Below are 19683 nucleotides of genomic sequence, written 5' to 3'. Positions count from 1 at the left end.
GACTAAATGGCCAAGACAGCATCATTGCCTGCGGGCGCCGGAAAAGGATTTGCAGAGCTGCGGTCGCGGCTCTGGTTTGTCTTCCTGGCATTGTTGGTGTACCGGATCGGTGCCCACATTCCGGTGCCGGGGGTTAACCCCGACCGTTTGGCGGCATTGTTTGATCAGAACCAGGGTACGATCCTGAGTCTGTTCAACATGTTCTCCGGTGGTGCGCTTGAGCGCATGAGTATCTTCGCACTCGGTATCATGCCGTATATCTCGGCCTCGATTATCATGCAGCTCATGACTGCGGTCAGTCCGCAGCTTGAGCAACTGAAGAAAGAGGGCGAGGCTGGTCGTCGTAAAATCAGCCAGTATACGCGCTATGGTACGGTTATCCTGGCCCTGGTTCAGGGCTTTGGTATTTCCATGGGGCTGGCGTCCCAGGGCGTAACCTTTAACGACAGCTTCAGCTTCCACTTTGTGGCGGTTGTGTCTTTTGTTTGTGGTGCCGTCTTCATGATGTGGCTGGGTGAGCAGATCACCGAGCGCGGTATCGGTAACGGTATTTCGCTGTTGATCTTTGCAGGTATCGTTGCTGGTCTGCCCGGTGCGATTGGCCAGACCCTCGAGCAGGCCCGCAATGGCGAGATGAGCCTGCTGGTGGTGCTGGGGATTGGCGTCCTGGCGATCGCCGTGGTTGGCTTTGTGGTGTTTATGGAGCGCGGCCAGCGCCGCCTGACCATCAACTACGCCAAGCGGCAGCAGGGCCGCCGGGTTTTTGCCCAGCAGTCCAGCCACCTGCCGCTGAAGGTGAACATGGCTGGCGTTATTCCGCCGATCTTTGCCTCCTCCATCCTGCTGTTCCCGGCGTCGCTGGGTCAGTGGTTTGGCCAGGGTGAAGGCATGGAATGGCTCAGCGATGTCTCCCAGGCGTTGGCGCCCAGCCAGCCGTTGTATATCATCCTGTTCGCAGCAGCAGTCGTGTTCTTCTGCTACTTCTACACGGCCCTGATGTACAACCCCAAGGAAGTTGCGGATAACCTCAAGCGTTCCGGCGCGTTCATCCCTGGCATTCGTCCGGGAGAGCAGACAGCCAAGTACATCGATGGTGTGCTGACCCGTCTGACGTTGTTCGGGGCTATGTATATTGCAGCAGTGTCCCTGTTCCCTCAGTTTCTGATGGTGGCAGGTAATGTGCCTTTCTATCTGGGTGGCACCTCACTGCTGATTGTTGTAGTCGTCGTGATGGACTTTATGGCTCAGGTTCAGTCGCACCTGATGTCTCATCAGTACGAATCACTGATGAAGAAGTCCAATCTCAAGGGCTATGGACGGAACGGTTAATCCCGTTCCCCGGAAAAACTGGAGTCGACAATGAAAGTACGCGCTTCGGTAAAGAAAATTTGCCGTAACTGCAAAGTAATTCGTCGCAATGGCTCAATCCGGGTCATTTGCACGGAGCCTCGTCACAAGCAGCGCCAGGGCTGATTCCCAGGAATCAGTACTGACATTGCAATTGGGGTTCGGAATGATGGCGCTTGACTCGCTGGCGGGTCAGGCGCTATTATTTCGCGCCCTTTTTGTGGCGGAAAATTCACACAGCAAAGCTTTGAACGCGGAGTAATTTGGATGGCACGTATAGCCGGTGTCAATATACCCGACAACAAACATGCTGTTATCTCGCTGACCTACATCTTTGGTATCGGCAAGACAACAGCCCAGAAGCTTTGCGATGCAACCGGCGTTAAGCCGGACGTCAAGGTTAAAGACCTTAGCGACGATCAGCTTGAATCCCTTCGTACCGAAGTGGGCAAGTTCACCGTCGAAGGCGATCTGCGTCGTGAAGTACAGATGAACATCAAGCGTTTGAAGGATCTCGGTTGCTTCCGTGGTCTGCGTCACCGTCATGGCCTTCCGGTCCGTGGCCAGCGCACAAAGACCAACGCCCGCACCCGGAAAGGTCCTCGCAAACCGATTCGCAAGTAACAGGTAGGCAAACATGGCAAAGCCAGGTACACGTACCCGTAAAAAGGTGAAAAAGACGGTTGTTGATGGCGTCGCGCACATTCACGCGTCCTTCAACAACACTATCGTGACCATTTCGGACCGTCAGGGCAACGTCCTGTCCTGGGCCACTTCTGGTGGTTCCGGCTTCCGCGGTTCACGTAAGAGCACACCTTTTGCTGCGCAGGTAGCAGCTGAAAGAGCCGGTAATGCGGCTGCTGAATACGGCCTTAAAAACCTGGACGTAGAGGTTAAGGGTCCTGGGCCCGGACGTGAATCTGCAGTTCGTGCGCTGAATGCGTGCGGCTACAAGATCACCAACATCACCGATGTGACGCCGATTCCCCATAACGGCTGCCGTCCGCCCAAGAAGCGCCGCGTCTAACACAGGAGACAGTGAAATATGGCTCGTTATATAGGCCCGAAGTGCAAGCTGTCTCGTCGTGAAGGGACAGATCTTTTTCTGAAGAGCGGCGTTCGCGCGCTCGATTCCAAGTGCAACATCGAGACTCCGCCGGGTATGCACGGCGCGCGTCGCGGTCGTCTGTCCGAGTACGGCGTACAGCTTCGTGAAAAACAGAAAGTTCGTCGTATCTACGGCGTTCTCGAGAAACAGTTCCGTGGTTATTACAAAGAGGCGGCCCGTCGCAAGGGCGCAACAGGCGAAAACCTGCTGCAGCTTCTGGAAGGCCGTCTGGACAACGTTGTGTATCGCATGGGCTTTGGTTCTACCCGTGCAGAAGCCCGTCAGCTGGTTTCCCACAAAGCCATCCTGGTAAACGATAAGTCGGTGAACATCCCGTCTTACCAGGTCAAGCCGGGAGACGTCGTGAGCGTGCGTGAAAAGGCCAAAAACCAGCTGCGCGTAAAAGGCGCTCTGGATCTGGCTTCAAGCCGTGCGCCGGTGAGCTGGGTAGAGGTCGACGCCAACAAGATGTCTGGCGTTTACAAGTCAGTGCCGGAGCGTACTGAGCTGCCTGCCGACATCAACGAGAACCTCATCGTCGAGCTTTACTCCAAGTAAAGCCCAGTTAGCAACGATAGCAGATAGGGGCGTCTATGCAGCGTTCAGTACAAGAGTTATTGACACCTCGTACCATTGACGTGAAAGAATCCAGCGCCACGCGCGCCAAGGTCACTCTGGAGCCGCTTGAAAGGGGCTTTGGTCATACCCTGGGTAGCGCACTGCGTCGTATTCTCCTGTCTTCGATGCCGGGCTGCGCCATCACTGAAGCCCAGATTGATGGAGTCCTGCACGAATACAGCGCCATTGAAGGTGTCCAGGAAGACGTCATCGAGATTCTGCTGAATCTCAAGGGCGTTGCCGTAAAAATGTCCGGTCATGATGATGCCGAGCTTTCGCTCAGCAAAAAGGGACCGGGCGTCGTGACTGCTGGAGACATCCAGCTGGACCACGATGTTGAGATTGCGAACCCGGATCATGTGATCTGCCACCTCAGTGAGGGCGGTGAAGTCAACATGCGTCTGCGTGTGGTTCGCGGTCGTGGCTACGAGCCTGCCGACCAGCGCGGTCTGGACGAGGATGAAACTCGTGCCATCGGACGCTTGCAGCTGGACGCCACATTCAGCCCGGTACGCCGCGTGGCTTACGCCGTTGAAAGCGCACGGGTTGAGCAGCGTACAGACCTGGACAAGCTGGTGATTGATCTGGAGACCAATGGCACCATCGATCCGGAAGAAGCGATTCGCCGGGCCGCCACCATTCTCCAGCAGCAGCTTGCCGTGTTCGTGGATTTCGATCATGAGAAAGAGCCGGAACGTGTCGAGGAAGAGGAAGAGATTGATCCGATTCTGCTGCGTCCGGTCGACGATCTGGAACTCACAGTACGCTCAGCTAACTGCTTGAAGGCTGAAAACATTTACTATATCGGCGATCTGATCCAGCGCACAGAAGTGGAGCTGCTGAAGACGCCTAATCTTGGCAAAAAGTCGCTGACCGAGATCAAGGACGTTCTGGCGTCCCGTGGTCTGTCACTGGGTATGCGTCTTGATAACTGGCCGCCGGCAAGCCTTCGTGGCGACGACCGGGTTCTGGGCGGTTAATCGCCGATTAGTTTAAGGTAAGGAATCAGAGCAATGCGTCATCGTAAGAGTGGTCGTAAGTTCAGCAGGACCAGTGCGCATCGCAAGGCCATGTTCCGTAACATGACTGCGTCACTGGTTGAGCACGAGCTGATCAAGACAACGCTTCCGAAAGCCAAAGAGCTTCGTCGGGTAGCCGAGCCTTTGATCACCCTCGCAAAACAAGATTCGGTAGCGAATCGTCGTCTGGCATTTTCTCGTCTGCGTAACGACGCAGCGGTTGCCAAGCTCTTTGATGAGCTGGGCCCCCGTTACAGCGAGCGCCCGGGCGGTTATCTTCGTATCCTGAAGTGCGGCTTCCGTGCCGGCGACAATGCGCCTATGGCGTTTGTTGAGCTGGTCGGTCGTCCTCTGGACATCGAAGCTGAAGAGGTGGACGAAGACGAGGATTAATTCCAGCGTCTGAAGTCCCAGAGAAGCCGGGTTCCGCGAGGTTCCCGGCTTTTTTTATGGCTGTTCCGGTGCGACGTAATTTGTTCCACAGCAAGTGTCATTCATACAGGCTGTCTGCTTGCTGGCAGTTGGGCCGGTCAAACAGGCATAATGAACGCATACTGAATTTACAGAGGATCGTTCCATGAAAGGCCATCCCGACGTTATAGAGTGTTTGTGTGAACTGCTGAAGGGCGAGTTGGCAGCCCGGGACCAGTATTTCCTGCACTCCCGGCAGTACCAGGATGAAGGTTATCCGGTGCTGTATGAACGCCTGAATCATGAGATGCAGGAAGAGACGGATCATGCGGACGCAATTCTCAAGCGTATTCTTTTCCTGGAAGGGCAGCCGGATATGACGCCCCATGCCATTTATCCAGGCACAACCCTGATTGAACGGCTGGAGTCGGATCTTCGGCTGGAATATCAGGTCCGGGAGAACCTGACGGATGCCATGGCGCTGTGCGAGTCGGTGCAGGATTACCAGACCCGGGATATGCTGCGCCTGCAACTCGAGGATACCGAGGAAGATCACGCCTACTGGCTTGAAAAGCAGTTACGCCTGATCCGGTTGATGGGTGAGGAGAACTACCGTCAGTCGCAGAGCGGGTAAAGGGCGGTGGCGACCCATCAGGTGCAAGGTCTGATGGGTGCCGCTTTCGAAGGGCTAGCCCCTGCCCAGCATGGGTTTCAGGTAGCGGCCGGTATGAGAGCTGTTGTTGGCTGCTACCTCTTCGGGCGTTCCCTCTGCGATGATCTGCCCACCACCGGACCCCCCTTCGGGGCCCAGGTCGACAATCCAGTCGGCGGTCTTGATCACGTCTAGGTTGTGCTCAATCACCACCACCGTGTTGCCATGATCCCGCAGACGCTGGAGTACGTTCAGCAGTTGCTGGATATCGTAGAAGTGCAGGCCCGTGGTCGGTTCGTCAAGAATATACAGGGTCTTACCGGTATCCCGCTTGGACAGTTCCTTGGCGAGTTTTACCCGCTGGGCTTCGCCGCCAGATAGCGTCACGGCGCTTTGGCCAAGGCGGATGTAGGACAGGCCGACATCCATCAGGGTCTGCAGTTTTCGGGCCAGGAAGGGCACGGCATCGAAGAACTCCCGCCCTTCCTCGACGGTCATTTCCAGGACCTCGTGGATATTCTTGCCCTTATACCGGACTTCCAGTGTCTCGCGGTTATACCGTTTACCTTTACAGACATCGCAGGGCACATAGATGTCTGGCAGGAAGTGCATTTCGACTTTAATGACGCCATCGCCCTGGCAGGCTTCGCAGCGACCGCCTTTGACGTTGAAGGAGAACCGCCCGGGCTTATAGCCGCGGGCCCGTGCTTCCTGAGTGCCGGCAAACAGTTCCCGGATCGGCGTGAACAGGCCGGTGTAGGTGGCCGGGTTGGAGCGGGGTGTCCGGCCAATCGGGCTCTGGTCAATGTCGATAACCTTGTCCAGGTGGTCCAGGCCCTTGAGGCTGCGGTACGCAGAGTGGTCGAGGCTGGTTGCCTTGTTCAGCTTGGCCGCCGCAACGGGATACAGGGTGCTATTGATGAGCGTGGACTTGCCGGAACCGGATACGCCGGTGATGCAGGTCATGATCCCCAGGGGGAGCTTGAGCGTGACATCCTGCAGGTTGTTGCCCGAGGCGCCGGTCAGGGTCAGTTTCTTGCCGTTGCCTTTATTGCGTTTGGCCGGGACAGCTATCGCCTCTTCGCCGCTAAGGTACTTGCCGGTGAGTGACGCCGGGTTGTCGATGATTTCCTGCGGGGTGCCGGAGGCCACGATGTGGCCCCCGTGAACGCCGGCCCCGGGACCAATATCGATCACGTAATCCGCGGCACGGATGGCGTCTTCATCGTGTTCGACCACGATGACCGTGTTCCCCAGATCCCGCAGGTGCGTCAGGGTGGCGAGCAGCCGGTCATTGTCACGCTGGTGCAGCCCGATGGAGGGTTCGTCAAGAATGTACATCACACCCACCAGGCCGGCGCCGATCTGACTGGCCAGCCGGATACGCTGGGCCTCGCCGCCAGACAGGGTGTCGGCACTGCGTTCAAGGGTGAGGTATTCCAGGCCGACGTTGACCAGGAACTGCAACCGTTCGCGCACTTCCTTGAGGATCTTCTCTGCGATTTCTCCCCTGCGTCCGGGCAGTGTGAGGTCGCTGAAGTAACGGTGCGCCTCGCCCACCGGCAGATGGGTAACCTCCGGCAGATTGCGCTCTTCGATAAACACGTTACGGGCGGCCTGGCGCAGCCGGGAGCCTCCGCAGTCCTTGCATGGCTGGGTGCTCAGGTTGCGGGCCAGCTCCTCGCGCATGCTCTGGGATTCGGTTTCCCGGTAGCGGCGTTCAAGATTGGGCAGAATGCCTTCAAAGGGATGAGCCTTCTCCATGATATGGCCGCGGGAATTCACATAGCGGAACGGAATCTCTTCGCTGCCGGAACCGTTCAGGAGAATGGACTGGAATTTCTCGGGCAACTCCTCCCAGGGTGTTTCCAGATCCATCCCGTAGTGGTCAGCAACACTGTTGAGCATCTGGAAGTAGTAAACCGCACGGCGGTCCCAGCCCTTGATCGCTCCTGCCGCCAGGGTGGCCTCGGGGTTCTGGATAATCTTGTCGGGATCAAAGAACTGACGGACGCCCAGCCCGTCGCAGGTCGGGCAGGCACCGGCCGGATTGTTGAACGAAAACAGCCGGGGTTCCAGTTCGCTGAGGGAATAACCACACTGGGTACAGGCGTACCTTGCCGAATAGGTATGTTCCTCACCGTCGCCGCTCATTGGCGCGACCAGGGCGATGCCGTCGGCCAGGTCCAGGGCGGTTTCAAAGCTTTCTGCCAGCCGCTGCTCCAGTCCTTCCTTGACCTTGAAGCGGTCTACCACGACGTCGATCTGGTGTTTGCGTTTCTTGTCCAGCGCCGGGACGTCATCGATATCATAGACCGTTCCGTCCACGCGCAGACGAATGAAGCCCTGGCTCCGCATGGTGTCGATCACCTGCAGGTGCTCGCCTTTGCGGTCCCGGATGACGGGAGCCAGGATCATCAGTTTGCTGCCCTCGGGCATCGCCATTACCTGGTCGACCATCTGGCTGACTGTCTGTGCCTCCAGCGGTTGCCCGTGGTCCGGACACCGGGGCTCGCCGGCGCGGGCGAACAGCAGGCGCAGGTAGTCGTAAATCTCGGTAATCGTGCCGACGGTGGAGCGGGGGTTGTGGGACGTGGACTTCTGTTCGATGGAGATGGCCGGGGACAGGCCTTCGATGTGGTCCACATCGGGCTTTTCCATCATCGACAGGAACTGGCGGGCATAGGTAGAAAGAGACTCCACGTATCGTCGCTGACCCTCTGCATAAAGCGTGTCGAACGCCAGGGAGGACTTGCCGGAACCGGACAGGCCGGTGATGACAATGAGCTTGTCCCTTGGCATATCCAGGTCGAAGTTTTTCAGGTTATGGGTGCGTGCACCCCGGATCTGGATATGGTCCATAACACCTCGCTTGGATAAAAACCGCCATTATATCGTGTTCGGCAAGTCCCGGCTAAAACCGTCTCTGGCAGATTGTACGGACCCGTGTGCCAGCCGGTGCCCGCCGGGGCTGCGCATCTGTTACAATGCGCGCCCCGATACTCGCTGATTATTGTCTATTCGCAGGTAAGCATGAACGCGCTAGAACAACGCTCTGTAATAGCTCTGGCTTCGGTATACGCCATGCGTATGCTCGGCCTGTTTATGGTGATGCCGGTATTCATGCTGCTGGGCCGCGACCTTCAGGGTGCAACGCCGGCATTACTGGGGCTGGCCATCGGTGCCTATGGCCTGAGCCAGGCAGTGCTGCAGGTGCCGTTCGGACTGCTTTCCGACCGGGTTGGCCGGAAACGCATGATTTACATCGGCCTGTTGCTGTTTGCTGCCGGCAGCTTCCTGGCGGCATCCACGGATTCCATATACGTGGTGATTGCCGGACGGATTCTTCAGGGGGCGGGTGCGATCGCCAGCGTATTGATGGCGCTGCTCAGTGATCTGACCCGTGAAGAAGAGCGCACCAAAGCCATGGCGACCGTGGGCATCTCCATTGGCCTGTCGTTTTCGGTTTCCCTGGTCCTGGGCCCGATGCTGGGGGCGGTCTGGGGGCTGTCCGGTATTTTCTATGTGACTTCGGTGCTGGCGCTGGTGGCGCTGTTGGTTGTGGCCAGGGTGGTGCCGGCCCCGCATTCCCAGAAGGCCAGTGCCGATACCCATCCGGCGCGGGAAATGCTCGGCCGGGTATTGACCGATGGCCGGCTGCTACGCCTGGATTTCGGTATTTTTGCTCTGCATTTCGCCCTGACGTCCCTGTTCCTGGTTTTTCCGACCATGCTGCAGGATCAACTGCGGCTGGCGAGCCAATCTCACTGGTGGTTCTACCTGACGGTTATGGTCACGTCGTTCTTCGCCATGGTGCCGTTTATCATTGTCGGTGAGAAAAAACGGAAAATGAAACCGGTGCTGTGTTCAGCCATTGCGCTTCTGGCGCTGGCGGCGGTGGCTTTGACCGGTGTCGGCAACAGCCTGTGGGCGGCCTGGGGTGTGCTTTTCCTGTTTTTCATGGCTTTCAACCTGCTGGAGGCCAGCCTGCCATCGCTGATCAGCAAAGAAGCGCCAGCCGCCAGTAAGGGCACCGCGATGGGGGTCTATTCCACCTCCCAGTTCTTTGGCGCGTTCCTCGGTGGCGCACTTGGCGGTTACCTTCTGCAGACGTTTGGTGTGGAAGGTGTGTTGTGGCTGATGGCTGGCGGGCTGTCCCTGTGGCTGCTGGTGGCGCTCTCCATGCCGGCTCCCAGTTATACCACCAGCCTGGTGGTCAGGCTTCGTGAAACGTTGGGGACCAGCCTGGATGACATGGATGCCTGCCTCCGGCGTCTGCCGGGAGTGCAGGATGTGGTGATTGTGGAAGAAGCTGCAACCGCCTACCTGAAAGTGGACCGTCAGGATTTTAGCGAAGATCAGCTTGCGCACTTTGAGTTTGTGCGGCAGGGTAACAGTTCTTAAACACAGGATGCTTGCATGGACCGCGGGTGTCCGGCAAAAGAGATCATCGGAGTGGACTATGGCACGAGGCGTAAATAAGGTAATTCTTATCGGTAATCTGGGGCAGGACCCCGATACCCGTTACACACCGAACGGTAACGCGGTGGTGAACCTGAATCTTGCCACTGATGAAAGCTACAAGGATCGTCAGACCGGACAACTGGTGCCCAAGACAGAATGGCACCGGGTGGTGATGTTCGGCAAAATTGCCGAAGTGGCTGGCCAGTACCTTCGCAAAGGCTCGAAGGTCTATATCGAAGGCCGCCTGCAGACCCGCAAGTGGCAGGGCCAGGATGGTCAGGACCGTTACACCACCGAGATTGTGGTGGACATCAATGGCCAGATGCAGATGCTGGACTCCCGTGGCGCCGGCGAAGGTGGCATGAACCAGGGCGCGCCCCAGGGCCGCCCCCAACAGCAGGGCCAGTATAATGCGCCACCGCAACAGCAGCCCCAGGACCAGGGTGCGCCGTCTGGTGGTTATGGTGGTGGCCAGCCTTCGGGGCAGCCGTCCGGTGGAATGCCGGAGCCGATTGATGATTTTGACGACGACATTCCCTTCTAAGACACCGTTCTGGAAGTGATGTGCCCCCAATAAAAAGCCCGTGCTGTCCCGCATGGGCTTTTTATTGATATATTGCAAAATGTCAGTGAAATCCGTCAAAAAACGTGGAGTTGGATTTACTTTTTCACCTATGATGTAAATCGATGTAAGCATTCCCGTTGTTGGTGGCCCCATCATTATCAGGGGTACAGTACCCGGACATCCCCAAGGAAATCATGGTCCTGATCTCTGCCCTACATTCCATTACCCGCCTTTTCCGTTCCCGCGCCCCTGTCACCAGTGTCTGTCTGGAAGTACGGCCGGATGGGATCGCCTGGGCGGTTTCCGGTGGTCAGCAAAAACAGGATCTGGGTTTCGCTGAATGCCTGCCAGCCAAGCGGCAGAAAGTCCTGGAGCAACTGGTTGAGGAGCAGGGCTGGTCCGGTGCGCCGGCCGTTCTCGTGTTGCCTATCGATCAGTATCAGGTGTTTCAGCTTGAGCGTCCGGAAGGGCTTGAGGACAGTGAACTGCCTGATGCCCTGAAATGGAAGCTCAAGGATTTTCTGGATTTTGATCCCCGGGATGCGGTCTCGGATGTCTTTGCGTTTCCGGAAGATGCTAGTCGGGGCCGTGGCCCGCTGGTCAACCTGGTGGCCACCCGCAAATCCCTGGTCCAGGAACTGGTCGAACTGGTGAATGGCGCTTCGCTGGTGCTTGAGCGTATCGACATCGCGGAGCTCGCCCTGCGTAACTTTGCTGCCGGTCTGGATCCCCAGGGTCGTGGCGTCGGTCTGGTTCATTTGCGTGACCGCTATGGGCAGATGGTTGTCTGTCGTGGCGAGACACTGTACCTCTCCCGTCGTCTTGAGCTGTCCTATGAGGACCTGCAGGACGCATCCCGACAGGAAAACGCGGTGCAATCCCTGGCCCTGGAAATGCAGCGGTCAGTGGATTATTTCGAGAGCCAGCTCGGCCAGGCGCCTCCTTCCGCCATCCGGCTGGTGGCGAGGGATTCAGTGTTGCCTCTGGCCTCCATGCTCTCCTCTTATATGGCTGCGAGCATTGATGTGCCGGACTGGTCGGCCTTTGGCCGCGAACAGCCAATCGACAGCCGGTGCCTGCCCGCCTGGAGTGCTGCGCTCGCTCCGGGGGATAAGGGGCTGGCGGAATGAAACAGCAGGTCAATCTCTACACCGCAGAGCTCCGTCCCCGGCAACAGCGGCTGACCGCAGGAGCCGCACTCGCACTGGTGGCGGTCTTCCTGCTCATGATTCTGGGCATCGCCGGGTACGGGGAATGGCAGAGTCGTCAGTTGGCGGAGCGGGTGGTCAACATGGAGCAACGCAATGCCGGGCTTCAGGCCTCGGTGCAACAGCTGTCTGAACAGGTGGATGCACGGCAGCCGGACCCGGAACTCCAGGCCGCCCTGAAACGGGTTGCTGATACCCTGTCCCGGCGCCAGCGCCTGCTGGACCGGGTGGAGACTCTGGCCAATGACAATCACTCTGGATTTTCCGGCCGGCTAGCGGCCCTTGCCCGGCAGGTGCCGGAAGATCTGTGGCTGACTTCCATCTCTCTGGAATCTGCCCCCCATTCCCTGTCGCTCAGAGGCAGAACCTACGCTGCCAAAAGGGTTCCCGACTACCTCCAGCGCCTGGGCGAAGAGCCTGTCTTTGCCGGGGAGACCTTCCGGGATTTCCGGTTGAGGCGGCCCGGGGATGAGGAGCCTTCGGCGGAGTGGGTCGGGTTCCACCTGTCGACCACACCGGCAGGGGAGGGCCGCGATGACTAAACTTCGTGACAGGCTGGCGGCGGGTGCTGTCTGGTATGACGATCGCCCGGTCCGCGAGCGCACACTGATCCTGGTGACCGCCTGTGTTCTGGTGGTCCTTATGGGGTGGGAACTGCTGGTCGCGCCTTCACTGGTCGAGCGACAGCAATTGAACCGGGAAATCGGCACCCTGTCAGATAACCGCGATGCCCTGATCTCCGAGCAGCAGTCCCTCCAGCAACAGCTGGCCACCGACCCATCGGCTGAGCTGCGCCGGCGACTGGACGCCCGCAGGGATCGCCTGGCCCGGCTTGATCGCCAGATCGCCGAGACCACGGACCAGTTGATCGCTCCCCGGGAAATGGTGGCGCTGCTCAGAGACATGCTGGCGGCCCAGCAAGGGCTGGAGCTGCAATCCCTGGAGTTGCTCTCTCCTCAGCCCGTATTCGAGACGCAACCGGGCGAGCAGGACGAAGACGCACAAACCGCTGAACCTCTGCTCTATGCCCATGATGTTGAACTCACCATCCGTGGCAGTTATCCGGACGTACAAGTCTATCTGGAGGCTTTGGAGAGTATGGACGATCGCCTGGGCTGGCTGCAGTTAAGCTACGATGCCGGTAACTGGCCCAGTGGAGAGGCGACCCTTCGGGTTCGTACGTTGAGCCTGGAAGCTGCCTGGTTGGGGGTGTGACATGTTTCTGAAGAGTGCGGGCTGTGTCCTTGTCTGCCTGAGTCTTGTTCTCAGCACTGGCGTTCTGGCCGCGCAGGACCCGACCCGGCCGCCAGACGCCAGGGCTCCCGGGAAAGAAGTTGCGCCGCCGCGCAAGATTACGCTGGGGTCTATCCTGCTGGCTGGTGACCGGCGTGTGGCGGTCATCGAGGGAACCGCTCTGGAAGAAGGCGAGAGCTATGACGGCATCCATGTGCATCGAATTCACCGGAACAAAGTGGAAGTGACCGACCAGGGGCAATACCGGGTACTGTATCCCGAGACGTTGCCACAGGTGCGGAAAAGCCAATGACAGACGAACCAATCATGAAAAACAGACTCCGACTGCTAACCGCTGTGCTCCTCGGGCTGACGCTGACCGCCTGTGCCAACAATCCGATGATGCGGACCAGCACAGCCACTTCCACCGACGTGGCGGACCAGATTGATCAGTCCCTGGCTGAGGCAGAAGCGGCATCGGCACAGAGTGGCACCGCCAATCCAGCGGAGAATGCATCGGCCGCTGACATCAGTAGCCAGTTGCTGCCTCCGCTAACGGGTGCCAGTGAACAGGAAGATCGCTTTGATGTGAATGCGAATGGCATTCCTGCGGACAGCTTTTTTGCCGCGCTGGTCAAAGGCACCCGTTACAACGTCGTGGTCCATCCCGACGTGGCCGCTACCATTGATTTGCGTTTGACTGACGTGTCCGTGCCCGAGGTGATGGATATCGCAGCGGACCTCTACGGTCTGGATATCTCCCGTTCCGGGCGCCTGTTCCGGGTTGCTGCCAATCAGGTGCAGACCCGACTGTTCCCCATCGATTACCTGCATTTCAAACGTCGTGGCACCTCCGATACCCGGGTCAGTTCCGGCCAGGTCAGCAGTGCCCGCAGCAACGATTCCGGCTCCGGTTCCGGTAGTGATAACCAGTCCGGTGAGACCCGGAATCTCGTTGGTACGGCCATCTCCACTGAAACCGAATCGGACTTCTGGCAAAGCATCCGGGATGCCCTGAACATGATCGTTGCGGCCGATGGGGGCCAGGTGGTCGTCAATCCGGGCGCGGGCCTGGTCATGGTGCGTGCCCAGACGTCGCAGCTCGACATGGTCGAGAATTACCTGCGCCGCACCGAGCTGATCATGCAGCGCCAGGTGGTACTGGAGGCCAAGATTCTGGAAGTTACGCTGGATGAAGGTTACCAGCAGGGCATTGACTGGTCTGGTCTGCAGGAAGGCTCCTCGGTGACCGCCAGCGATGGCCTGCCCGCGGACTTTACCGCCCAGAGCCTGGCCGGCCAGGCGATCCGGACGTCAGATATTGGTGGCCTGTTCTCCGCAACCATCCGGGAAGGCAATTTCTCGGCGGTGATTGAGTTGCTGGGAGAACAGGGCAATGTCCAGATTCTCTCCAGCCCGCGCATTTCGACCATCAACAACCAGAAAGCGGTGATCAAGGTGGGGACGGATGAGTTCTTCGTCACGGACATCGACTTTGACGACGACACCACCGCCGGCTCTGTTACCGAAAGCACGTCCACCTCGGTGGAACTGACCCCGTTCTTCTCGGGTATCTCCCTGGATGTGACGCCGCAGATCTCCGAAGAAGGCGCCATTACCCTGCATGTGCATCCCTCGGTCAGTGAGGTGGAAGACCAGCAGAAGCTGATTACCATTGGTGAGCGGGATGTCACCCTGCCGCTGGCACGCAGTACCGTGCGGGAAACCGACAGCGTTATCCGCGCCGATAGTGGCCAGATTGTGGTGATTGGTGGTCTGATCCAGAATTCCACTGAAGACAACAATGCCGCTGTGCCTTTCTTCAGTGAGATTCCGCTTCTCGGGGAAGCGTTCAAGCAGCGTAACTATCAGAGCACCAAGAGCGAACTGGTGATCCTGTTGCGCCCGGTAGTTGCCAGCAGCGACCAGATGCGGGCCGATATCCAGGCCAGTCGCGAACGGATGAATGTGCTGCGTGAGTTGCTGAACTCCCCGGAATCGGTGAAACCGCAACCCGAGGCTGACGCCCGCTGATGTACGAGAGTCATTTTGGACTGCAGGAAGCACCGTTTGCACTGACGCCCAACACCCGCTACTTCCTGCGGGCGCCGAGCCACTCCGAATCCCTGGAGTTGCTGCTGGTGGCCCTGCGCCAGAAGGAAGGCTTCATCAAAGTCACTGGCGAGGTGGGTACCGGCAAAACACTGTTGTGCCGTTTGCTGCTCAACGAACTGGACAAGGAAGCCCACACCGCCTACATCCCCAACCCCGGACTGCCTGCCGATACGCTTTACGAGGCTGTGGCCGAGGAACTGGGGGTGGACGTGAGCCAGTGCGCGAATGTGCATCAGGTTCTGAAAGCCCTGAACCAGTGGCTGATTGAGCTGGCCATGGAGCAGAAACCGGTGGTGCTGGTGATCGACGAAGCCCAGGCCATGCCGGAAGAAACCATTGAGGCTTTGCGTCTGCTGACCAATCTGGAAACGGAAAGCACCCGCCTGCTGCAGGTGGTCCTGTTCGGGCAACCGGAGCTGGACGTGGCGCTCGGGCAGGACAGCCTGCGCCAGCTTCGCCAGCGGATCACCTTCCAGACCCGGCTGCGGCCACTCAACCGTCAATCGGTCAGCCAGTATATCCGCCATCGCCTGACTCAGGCCGGTTATAACGGCGCTGACCTGTTTACCCCATCGGCGCTCCGGGTGATTTCCAAAGCGTCCGGTGGCATTCCCCGGCTGGTCAACGTGCTGGCCCATAAGGCCCTGCTGGCGGCCTGGGGTCGGGGCGATCAGCGTGTGGCACGCAAGCATGTCCTGCAGGCGGTTCGTGATACTGAAAGCGCCCGATCCGTCGGAGCGTTGGGGGGCTGGCTATGAGCCTGCTGAATGATGCCCTGAGGGCCGCCGAACAGCGCCAGCAGCAACCGACGGTATCGGGTGCCTACACTGGCCAGTCTGTTCATGCGCCCCGCAGCCGACTGCCTCTGGTGGTTCTTGTGATTGTGCTGTTGGTTGCCGGTTCAGGGGCCCTGTGGTGGTTTCTGATCGGCCCCGGAGATCAGACGGTTCCGGGCGACGGCAATGTGGCACAGGAAACCGCCCCGGCCGAATCCGCCAGGACAACCGCGGCGCCTGAGGTCGAAACGGTAACTGAGGAACCTCCGGTCCCGGCGGCACAGAAACCGGAACCGGAAAAGGCTGCGAATGAGCAGCCGATAAACCCGCAAGTGGCACTATCTTCATCCGAAGAAAAGCGTGCGCCGGAGCCGGTAGCCGGGCAGCCCCCGAAAGCCGTACCGGCAGAGGTCCCGAAGACAGCGCCGGCTCCGCAGCCAGAGCCCCGGCAGACACCGGCCAGTGCCGAACCAGACCCGGAGCCGGTTGCCGTGGTCCGGAATTCCGATCAGCCAACCGAGACGGGTGAACCGGAGTTCCCTCCGACGGGCGAAAAGGAAACGTCGCAGCCGATTGCCGAGGTTAAACAGCAACGGGAAACGCCGGAGGCCATCGACCGTCGAACCCGGAAGGAACTGAAAGAACTGCTGGCCAGTGGCCGTACCCTGGACGCGGAGCGGCGGCTGGAAGTTATTACTGCCCGTCAGGCCGCCCCGGGCAGCCGGGAAATTTTTGCCCGGGAAATGCTGGTGCAGGACAGTCCGGAGCGGGCGCTCACCTGGCTGCCGGAATCCGTGACCGTTGAACATGCCGGGTTAAGGCTGCTGAGGGCGAGGGCGCAGCTGGCCCTGGGCGATCTGGCGCAGGCTGTTGCCACGCTGGAGAGCCGGGTGCCGCCGGTGGATGGCCATGTCGAATACCGGGTCACCCTCGCCACGCTGTTACAACAGGCCGGGCAGGCGGAATTGTCTGCCGGCCACTGGTCTGAACTCATTGCCTATGACGACAGCCGGGCGGCCTGGTGGCTGGGGCTGGCGATTGCGCTGGAGTCCGGCGGGCGCACCCGCAGTGCCGTTCGGGCTTATGCCCAGGCCGCTACCATGCCCGGGCTGTCGGAATCGCTGACGGAATACGCAAGAGCCCGGCTGCGGGCACTGCAGGCTGAATCATGAGCACGGAACCGAAAAAGAAAATCCGCATCGGTGACCTTCTGGTCCAGAACGATGTCATCACTGAACAGCAGTTGATGACCGCTCTGCGGGAGCAGAAGAATACCGGTCGCAAACTGGGGCGGACCCTGGTGGAACTGGGCTATGTCGAGGAAGACAGCCTGCTCAACATTCTTTCCCGCCAGCTGGACGTTCCCTTCGTGCAGCTACGCCATTACCAGTTCGATAACGAGCTGGTGAAGAAACTGCCAGAGGCCATGGCCCGTCGTTTCCGGGCCATTGTGCTGGCGGAGCAGGGCAATGAACTGCTGGTGGGGATGGCCGACCCCCTGGATCTGGTGGGCTATGACGAGTTGGTCCGGGTGCTCAAGCAACCGGTCAAACAGGCCGTGGTGCGTGAGAGTGAACTGCTCAATACCCTGGATCTGGTCTACCGCCGCACGGATGAGATCGCCTCGCTGGCGGAGGAACTGGAAGACGAACTGGGCGACGACGCCTTCGATCTGGCCGATCTGTCGGCGGAATCCGAAAGCGCCGATGCGCCGGTGGTCAAACTCCTGCAGACGCTGTTTGAGGATGCCGTCCAGGCCCGCAGTTCCGATATCCACATCGAGCCGGATGAAACGGTGGTGCGTATCCGCCAGCGGATTGACGGGGTGCTGCAGGAACAGGTGATGAAGGAGAAGCGGGTGAACTCTGCCCTGGTTCTTCGCCTGAAGCTGATGGCTGGCCTCAACATTTCCGAAAAGCGCCTGCCCCAGGATGGCCGGTTCAACATCCGGGTGAAAGGGCGCAGTATCGATGTCCGGGTCTCCACCATGCCGGTTCAGCATGGCGAATCGGTGGTCATGCGTCTGCTCGACCAGAGTCAGGGCACCCTGGATCTGGACGGCACGGGCATGCCGCCGGAACTGCTGGAGCGCTTCCGCAAACTGATCAAACGCCCCCACGGCATGATTCTGGTGACCGGTCCCACCGGTAGTGGTAAGACCACAACGCTGTACGGCGCGCTGACCGAACTGAACAAGGCCGAAGTCAAAATCATCACCGCCGAGGACCCGGTGGAATACCGTCTGCCCCGGATCACCCAGGTTCAGGTGAACCCCAAGATCGGGCTGGAATTCGCCGGTGTATTGCGAGCCGCGCTGCGCCAGGATCCAGACATCATCCTGGTGGGTGAGATGCGGGATCAGGAAACCGTGGAAATCGGCCTGCGGGCGGCCATGACCGGTCACCTGGTGTTGTCCACCCTGCACACCAACGATTCCATCAGCAGCGCCATGCGACTGATCGACATGGGGGCCGAGCCCTTCCTGGTGGCCAGTTCCCTGCTGGGGGTGGTGGCCCAGCGCCTGGTACGCCGGGTTTGCGACAACTGCAAGGAAACCTATCACCCGACCGAGCAGGAGCAGGTCTGGCTGGGCTCTTTCGAGCTGGACCCGCTGGATATCGAAGCCGGCTTCGTGCACGGCCGTGGCTGCTACCAGTGCAGTAACACCGGCTACCGGGGGCGGATCGGTGTCTATGAAATGCTGGAGATGAACGAGGACATGCTGGATGCCCTGCGCCGGCAGGATGTCTCCGATTTTACCCGGGCGGCGCGCAGAAGCCCCCTGTTCCGGCCACTGGGGCAGTGTGCCATGGATTACGCCCTGCAGGGCCTGACCTCGCTGCAGGAGGTCTCGCGGGTGGCAGCCACCTCTGAAACCGGTGTGTCACTGGAAGTGGATGACCTGCCCCGGGACGCCATGGGAGTGGATAACTGATGCAGTTCAGCTACCGGGGCAAGGACAGCCGGGGCGCTGTCCAGCAGGGCACGCTGACCGCGCCGAATCCGGATGCGGCGGCCACCGAGCTCATGCGCCGCGGTATTACCCCGCTGACCATCAAGGAACAGCAGCAGAAGGCATCGGCTGGCGACGCTCTGGGCAAGCTGCCGATTTTCAACAAAAAGGTGACCCTGGACGAACTGATCGTCTTTTGCCGCCAGATGCATGCGCTCACCAAGGCAGGTATTCCGCTGATCCGGACCATGCGGGGGCTGGCGGAGACCACCAAGTCCCCGGTGCTGGGTGAGGTGCTGGAGGATCTGGCCAACCGGCTTGAAGGCGGCACCACCATGGCCACGGCCATGCAGGCGCATCCCAAGGTGTTTTCCGACCTGTTTATCGCCATGATCCACGTGGGTGAGAACACCGGTATGCTGGACGACGCTTTCCGACGCCTCTCCAATATTCTCGAGCTGGAGCGGGATACCAAGCGCCGGGTCAAACAGGCCCTGCGGTACCCGACCTTCGTGGTGGTCGCCCTGTTTGCCGCCCTGATGGTGGTGAACTTCCTGGTGATTCCCCGGTTTGCCTCGGTGTTCGACAAGCTCGGGGCCGACCTGCCCTTCCTGACCCAGGTTCTTGTCGGTACCTCCAATTTCCTGCTGGGCTACTGGCCGGTGATGCTGCTGGTTCTGGCTGGCGGTGTGGTGCTGGTGCGCCAGTGGAAACAGACCGAAAAAGGGCGGCTGATGTGGGATCGCTACAAACTGCGGGTGCCCATTATCGGGCCATTGCTGGAACTGATCACCCTGAGCCGTTTTGCCCGTAACTTTGCCACAATGCTGACCGCCGGCATGCCGGTGACCCATGCCCTGAGCGTGGTAGCCGATGCCACGGACAATGCCTGGATTGGCGAGCATATCCGGGAAATGCGCCATGGCATCGAGCGGGGTGAAAGCCTGCTGAGAACCGCCCGCCAGAGCCAGATGTTCACCCCGCTGATCCTGCAGATGATTGCGGTGGGCGAGGAAACCGGCTCGGTGGACGACATGCTCAATAATGTCGCGGATTTTTACGACGAAGACGTGGATTACGGCCTGAAGCGGCTGGCGGAGTCCATCGAACCGATACTGATCGTGGCGATGGGCATTCTGGTGCTTATCCTCGCCCTGGGTGTCTTCCTGCCGATCTGGGACCTGGGTGCGGCCGCCATGGGGCGGGGGTAAGCC

20 protein-coding genes are annotated in these 19683 nt (G+C 59.5%); 19 read left to right on the top strand and 1 reads right to left on the bottom strand.

Annotated features, from left to right (window positions below; all coding sequences use genetic code 11):
* Positions 1–6: 6 nt before the first annotated feature.
* The 8 genes from secY to bfr all read left to right on the top strand — a co-directional run bounded on the left by secY (position 7) and on the right by bfr (position 5137).
* The gene (gene secY, locus HNR38_RS13805) at positions 7–1329 is read left to right on the top strand and encodes a preprotein translocase subunit SecY (protein ID WP_183705294.1); all 1323 of its coding nucleotides are present in this window, start codon (positions 7–9) and stop codon (positions 1327–1329) included.
* Between the two features lie 30 nt (positions 1330–1359).
* On the top strand, positions 1360–1473 hold the full coding sequence (rpmJ, locus tag HNR38_RS13800) for a 50S ribosomal protein L36 (RefSeq protein WP_111498293.1): 114 nt from the start codon (positions 1360–1362) through the stop codon (positions 1471–1473).
* A gap of 141 nt (positions 1474–1614) precedes the next feature.
* Positions 1615–1971: a 30S ribosomal protein S13 gene (rpsM, locus tag HNR38_RS13795; protein WP_183705292.1), complete on the top strand. Its 357-nt coding sequence runs from the start codon at positions 1615–1617 to the stop codon at positions 1969–1971.
* Between the two features lie 13 nt (positions 1972–1984).
* Positions 1985–2374, top strand: a complete 390-nt coding sequence (gene rpsK, locus HNR38_RS13790) for a 30S ribosomal protein S11 (RefSeq protein WP_007153992.1) — start codon at positions 1985–1987, stop codon at positions 2372–2374.
* An 18-nt stretch (positions 2375–2392) separates the two neighbouring features.
* Positions 2393–3013, top strand: coding sequence for a 30S ribosomal protein S4 (gene rpsD, locus HNR38_RS13785; protein ID WP_183705290.1), 621 nt, complete (start codon positions 2393–2395; stop codon positions 3011–3013).
* A 35-nt stretch (positions 3014–3048) separates the two neighbouring features.
* On the top strand, positions 3049–4053 hold the full coding sequence (locus HNR38_RS13780; protein ID WP_183705281.1) for a DNA-directed RNA polymerase subunit alpha: 1005 nt from the start codon (positions 3049–3051) through the stop codon (positions 4051–4053).
* Positions 4054–4086: 33 nt separating this feature from the next.
* Entirely contained in the window at positions 4087–4485 is a 399-nt protein-coding gene (gene rplQ / locus HNR38_RS13775; RefSeq protein WP_183705279.1) for a 50S ribosomal protein L17, read from the top strand.
* 184 nt (positions 4486–4669) lie between these two features.
* Positions 4670–5137 (top strand): bacterioferritin, encoded by a 468-nt coding sequence (gene bfr / locus HNR38_RS13770; RefSeq protein WP_183705277.1) that lies wholly within the window; start codon positions 4670–4672, stop codon positions 5135–5137.
* Between the two features lie 54 nt (positions 5138–5191).
* On the opposite strand, the gene uvrA is transcribed toward bfr, so the two are convergent.
* Positions 5192–8017, bottom strand: a complete 2826-nt coding sequence (gene uvrA, locus HNR38_RS13765; RefSeq protein WP_183705275.1) for an excinuclease ABC subunit UvrA — start codon at positions 8015–8017, stop codon at positions 5192–5194.
* A gap of 171 nt (positions 8018–8188) precedes the next feature.
* Here uvrA and HNR38_RS13760 point away from each other — a divergent pair, with 171 nt between their 5' ends.
* The 11 genes from HNR38_RS13760 to HNR38_RS13710 all read left to right on the top strand — a co-directional run bounded on the left by HNR38_RS13760 (position 8189) and on the right by HNR38_RS13710 (position 19680).
* Entirely contained in the window at positions 8189–9559 is a 1371-nt protein-coding gene (locus HNR38_RS13760; RefSeq protein WP_183705273.1) for an MFS transporter, read from the top strand.
* 58 nt (positions 9560–9617) lie between these two features.
* On the top strand, positions 9618–10163 hold the full coding sequence (gene ssb, locus HNR38_RS13755) for a single-stranded DNA-binding protein (protein ID WP_183705271.1): 546 nt from the start codon (positions 9618–9620) through the stop codon (positions 10161–10163).
* Positions 10164–10378: 215 nt separating this feature from the next.
* Positions 10379–11314, top strand: a complete 936-nt coding sequence (locus HNR38_RS13750) for a type IV pilus biogenesis protein PilM (RefSeq protein ID WP_221275823.1) — start codon at positions 10379–10381, stop codon at positions 11312–11314.
* Positions 11311–11934, top strand: coding sequence for a PilN domain-containing protein (locus HNR38_RS13745; protein WP_183705268.1), 624 nt, complete (start codon positions 11311–11313; stop codon positions 11932–11934). The genes HNR38_RS13750 and HNR38_RS13745 overlap by 4 nt, the downstream gene beginning before the upstream one ends.
* Positions 11927–12607: an MSHA biogenesis protein MshJ gene (locus HNR38_RS13740; protein WP_183705266.1), complete on the top strand. Its 681-nt coding sequence runs from the start codon at positions 11927–11929 to the stop codon at positions 12605–12607. The genes HNR38_RS13745 and HNR38_RS13740 overlap by 8 nt, the downstream gene beginning before the upstream one ends.
* Position 12608: 1 nt before the next feature.
* Positions 12609–12938 carry a hypothetical protein gene (locus tag HNR38_RS13735; RefSeq protein ID WP_183705264.1) on the top strand — a complete coding sequence of 110 codons (330 nt, stop codon included), beginning with the start codon at positions 12609–12611 and terminating at the stop codon, positions 12936–12938.
* On the top strand, positions 12935–14659 hold the full coding sequence (gene mshL / locus HNR38_RS13730) for a pilus (MSHA type) biogenesis protein MshL (protein ID WP_183705262.1): 1725 nt from the start codon (positions 12935–12937) through the stop codon (positions 14657–14659). Before HNR38_RS13735 ends, mshL begins: the two co-directional genes overlap by 4 nt.
* Positions 14659–15498, top strand: coding sequence for an ExeA family protein (locus HNR38_RS13725; protein WP_183705260.1), 840 nt, complete (start codon positions 14659–14661; stop codon positions 15496–15498). Before mshL ends, HNR38_RS13725 begins: the two co-directional genes overlap by 1 nt.
* Complete coding sequence (locus HNR38_RS13720) at positions 15495–16688, top strand: MSHA biogenesis protein MshN (protein ID WP_183705257.1); 1194 nt, start codon at positions 15495–15497, stop codon at positions 16686–16688. The genes HNR38_RS13725 and HNR38_RS13720 overlap by 4 nt, the downstream gene beginning before the upstream one ends.
* Complete coding sequence (locus HNR38_RS13715; RefSeq protein ID WP_183705255.1) at positions 16685–18451, top strand: GspE/PulE family protein; 1767 nt, start codon at positions 16685–16687, stop codon at positions 18449–18451. The genes HNR38_RS13720 and HNR38_RS13715 overlap by 4 nt, the downstream gene beginning before the upstream one ends.
* Positions 18451–19680, top strand: a complete 1230-nt coding sequence (locus HNR38_RS13710; RefSeq protein WP_183705246.1) for a type II secretion system F family protein — start codon at positions 18451–18453, stop codon at positions 19678–19680. The genes HNR38_RS13715 and HNR38_RS13710 overlap by 1 nt, the downstream gene beginning before the upstream one ends.
* The last annotated feature ends 3 nt before the right edge of the window (positions 19681–19683 follow it).

The organism is Marinobacter oulmenensis (assembly GCF_014201735.1).
GTDB classification, from domain to species: Bacteria; Pseudomonadota; Gammaproteobacteria; order Pseudomonadales; family Oleiphilaceae; genus Marinobacter; species Marinobacter oulmenensis.
The sequence above is the reverse complement of the archived record's forward strand: the minus strand, read 5'-3'. Positions and strand labels throughout refer to the sequence as shown.

What these genes read in the sequence shown, in the direction of transcription:
- rpsK (WP_007153992.1), top strand. Translation starts at nt 1,985, where the DNA reads ATGGCAAAGCCAGGTACACGTACCCGTAAAAAGGTGAAAAAGACGGTT.
- HNR38_RS13780 (WP_183705281.1), top strand. Translation starts at nt 3,049, where the DNA reads ATGCAGCGTTCAGTACAAGAGTTATTGACACCTCGTACCATTGACGTG.
- bfr (WP_183705277.1), top strand. Translation starts at nt 4,670, where the DNA reads ATGAAAGGCCATCCCGACGTTATAGAGTGTTTGTGTGAACTGCTGAAG.
- HNR38_RS13715 (WP_183705255.1), top strand. Translation starts at nt 16,685, where the DNA reads ATGAGCACGGAACCGAAAAAGAAAATCCGCATCGGTGACCTTCTGGTC.
- HNR38_RS13710 (WP_183705246.1), top strand. Translation starts at nt 18,451, where the DNA reads ATGCAGTTCAGCTACCGGGGCAAGGACAGCCGGGGCGCTGTCCAGCAG.
- HNR38_RS13760 (WP_183705273.1), top strand. Translation starts at nt 8,189, where the DNA reads ATGAACGCGCTAGAACAACGCTCTGTAATAGCTCTGGCTTCGGTATAC.
- HNR38_RS13745 (WP_183705268.1), top strand. Translation starts at nt 11,311, where the DNA reads ATGAAACAGCAGGTCAATCTCTACACCGCAGAGCTCCGTCCCCGGCAA.
- HNR38_RS13750 (WP_221275823.1), top strand. Translation starts at nt 10,379, where the DNA reads ATGGTCCTGATCTCTGCCCTACATTCCATTACCCGCCTTTTCCGTTCC.
- secY (WP_183705294.1), top strand. Translation starts at nt 7, where the DNA reads ATGGCCAAGACAGCATCATTGCCTGCGGGCGCCGGAAAAGGATTTGCA.
- rplQ (WP_183705279.1), top strand. Translation starts at nt 4,087, where the DNA reads ATGCGTCATCGTAAGAGTGGTCGTAAGTTCAGCAGGACCAGTGCGCAT.
- HNR38_RS13720 (WP_183705257.1), top strand. Translation starts at nt 15,495, where the DNA reads ATGAGCCTGCTGAATGATGCCCTGAGGGCCGCCGAACAGCGCCAGCAG.
- mshL (WP_183705262.1), top strand. Translation starts at nt 12,935, where the DNA reads ATGACAGACGAACCAATCATGAAAAACAGACTCCGACTGCTAACCGCT.
- HNR38_RS13740 (WP_183705266.1), top strand. Translation starts at nt 11,927, where the DNA reads ATGACTAAACTTCGTGACAGGCTGGCGGCGGGTGCTGTCTGGTATGAC.
- ssb (WP_183705271.1), top strand. Translation starts at nt 9,618, where the DNA reads ATGGCACGAGGCGTAAATAAGGTAATTCTTATCGGTAATCTGGGGCAG.
- rpsM (WP_183705292.1), top strand. Translation starts at nt 1,615, where the DNA reads ATGGCACGTATAGCCGGTGTCAATATACCCGACAACAAACATGCTGTT.
- rpmJ (WP_111498293.1), top strand. Translation starts at nt 1,360, where the DNA reads ATGAAAGTACGCGCTTCGGTAAAGAAAATTTGCCGTAACTGCAAAGTA.
- uvrA (WP_183705275.1), bottom strand. Translation starts at nt 8,017, where the DNA reads ATGGACCATATCCAGATCCGGGGTGCACGCACCCATAACCTGAAAAAC.
- rpsD (WP_183705290.1), top strand. Translation starts at nt 2,393, where the DNA reads ATGGCTCGTTATATAGGCCCGAAGTGCAAGCTGTCTCGTCGTGAAGGG.
- HNR38_RS13735 (WP_183705264.1), top strand. Translation starts at nt 12,609, where the DNA reads ATGTTTCTGAAGAGTGCGGGCTGTGTCCTTGTCTGCCTGAGTCTTGTT.
- HNR38_RS13725 (WP_183705260.1), top strand. Translation starts at nt 14,659, where the DNA reads ATGTACGAGAGTCATTTTGGACTGCAGGAAGCACCGTTTGCACTGACG.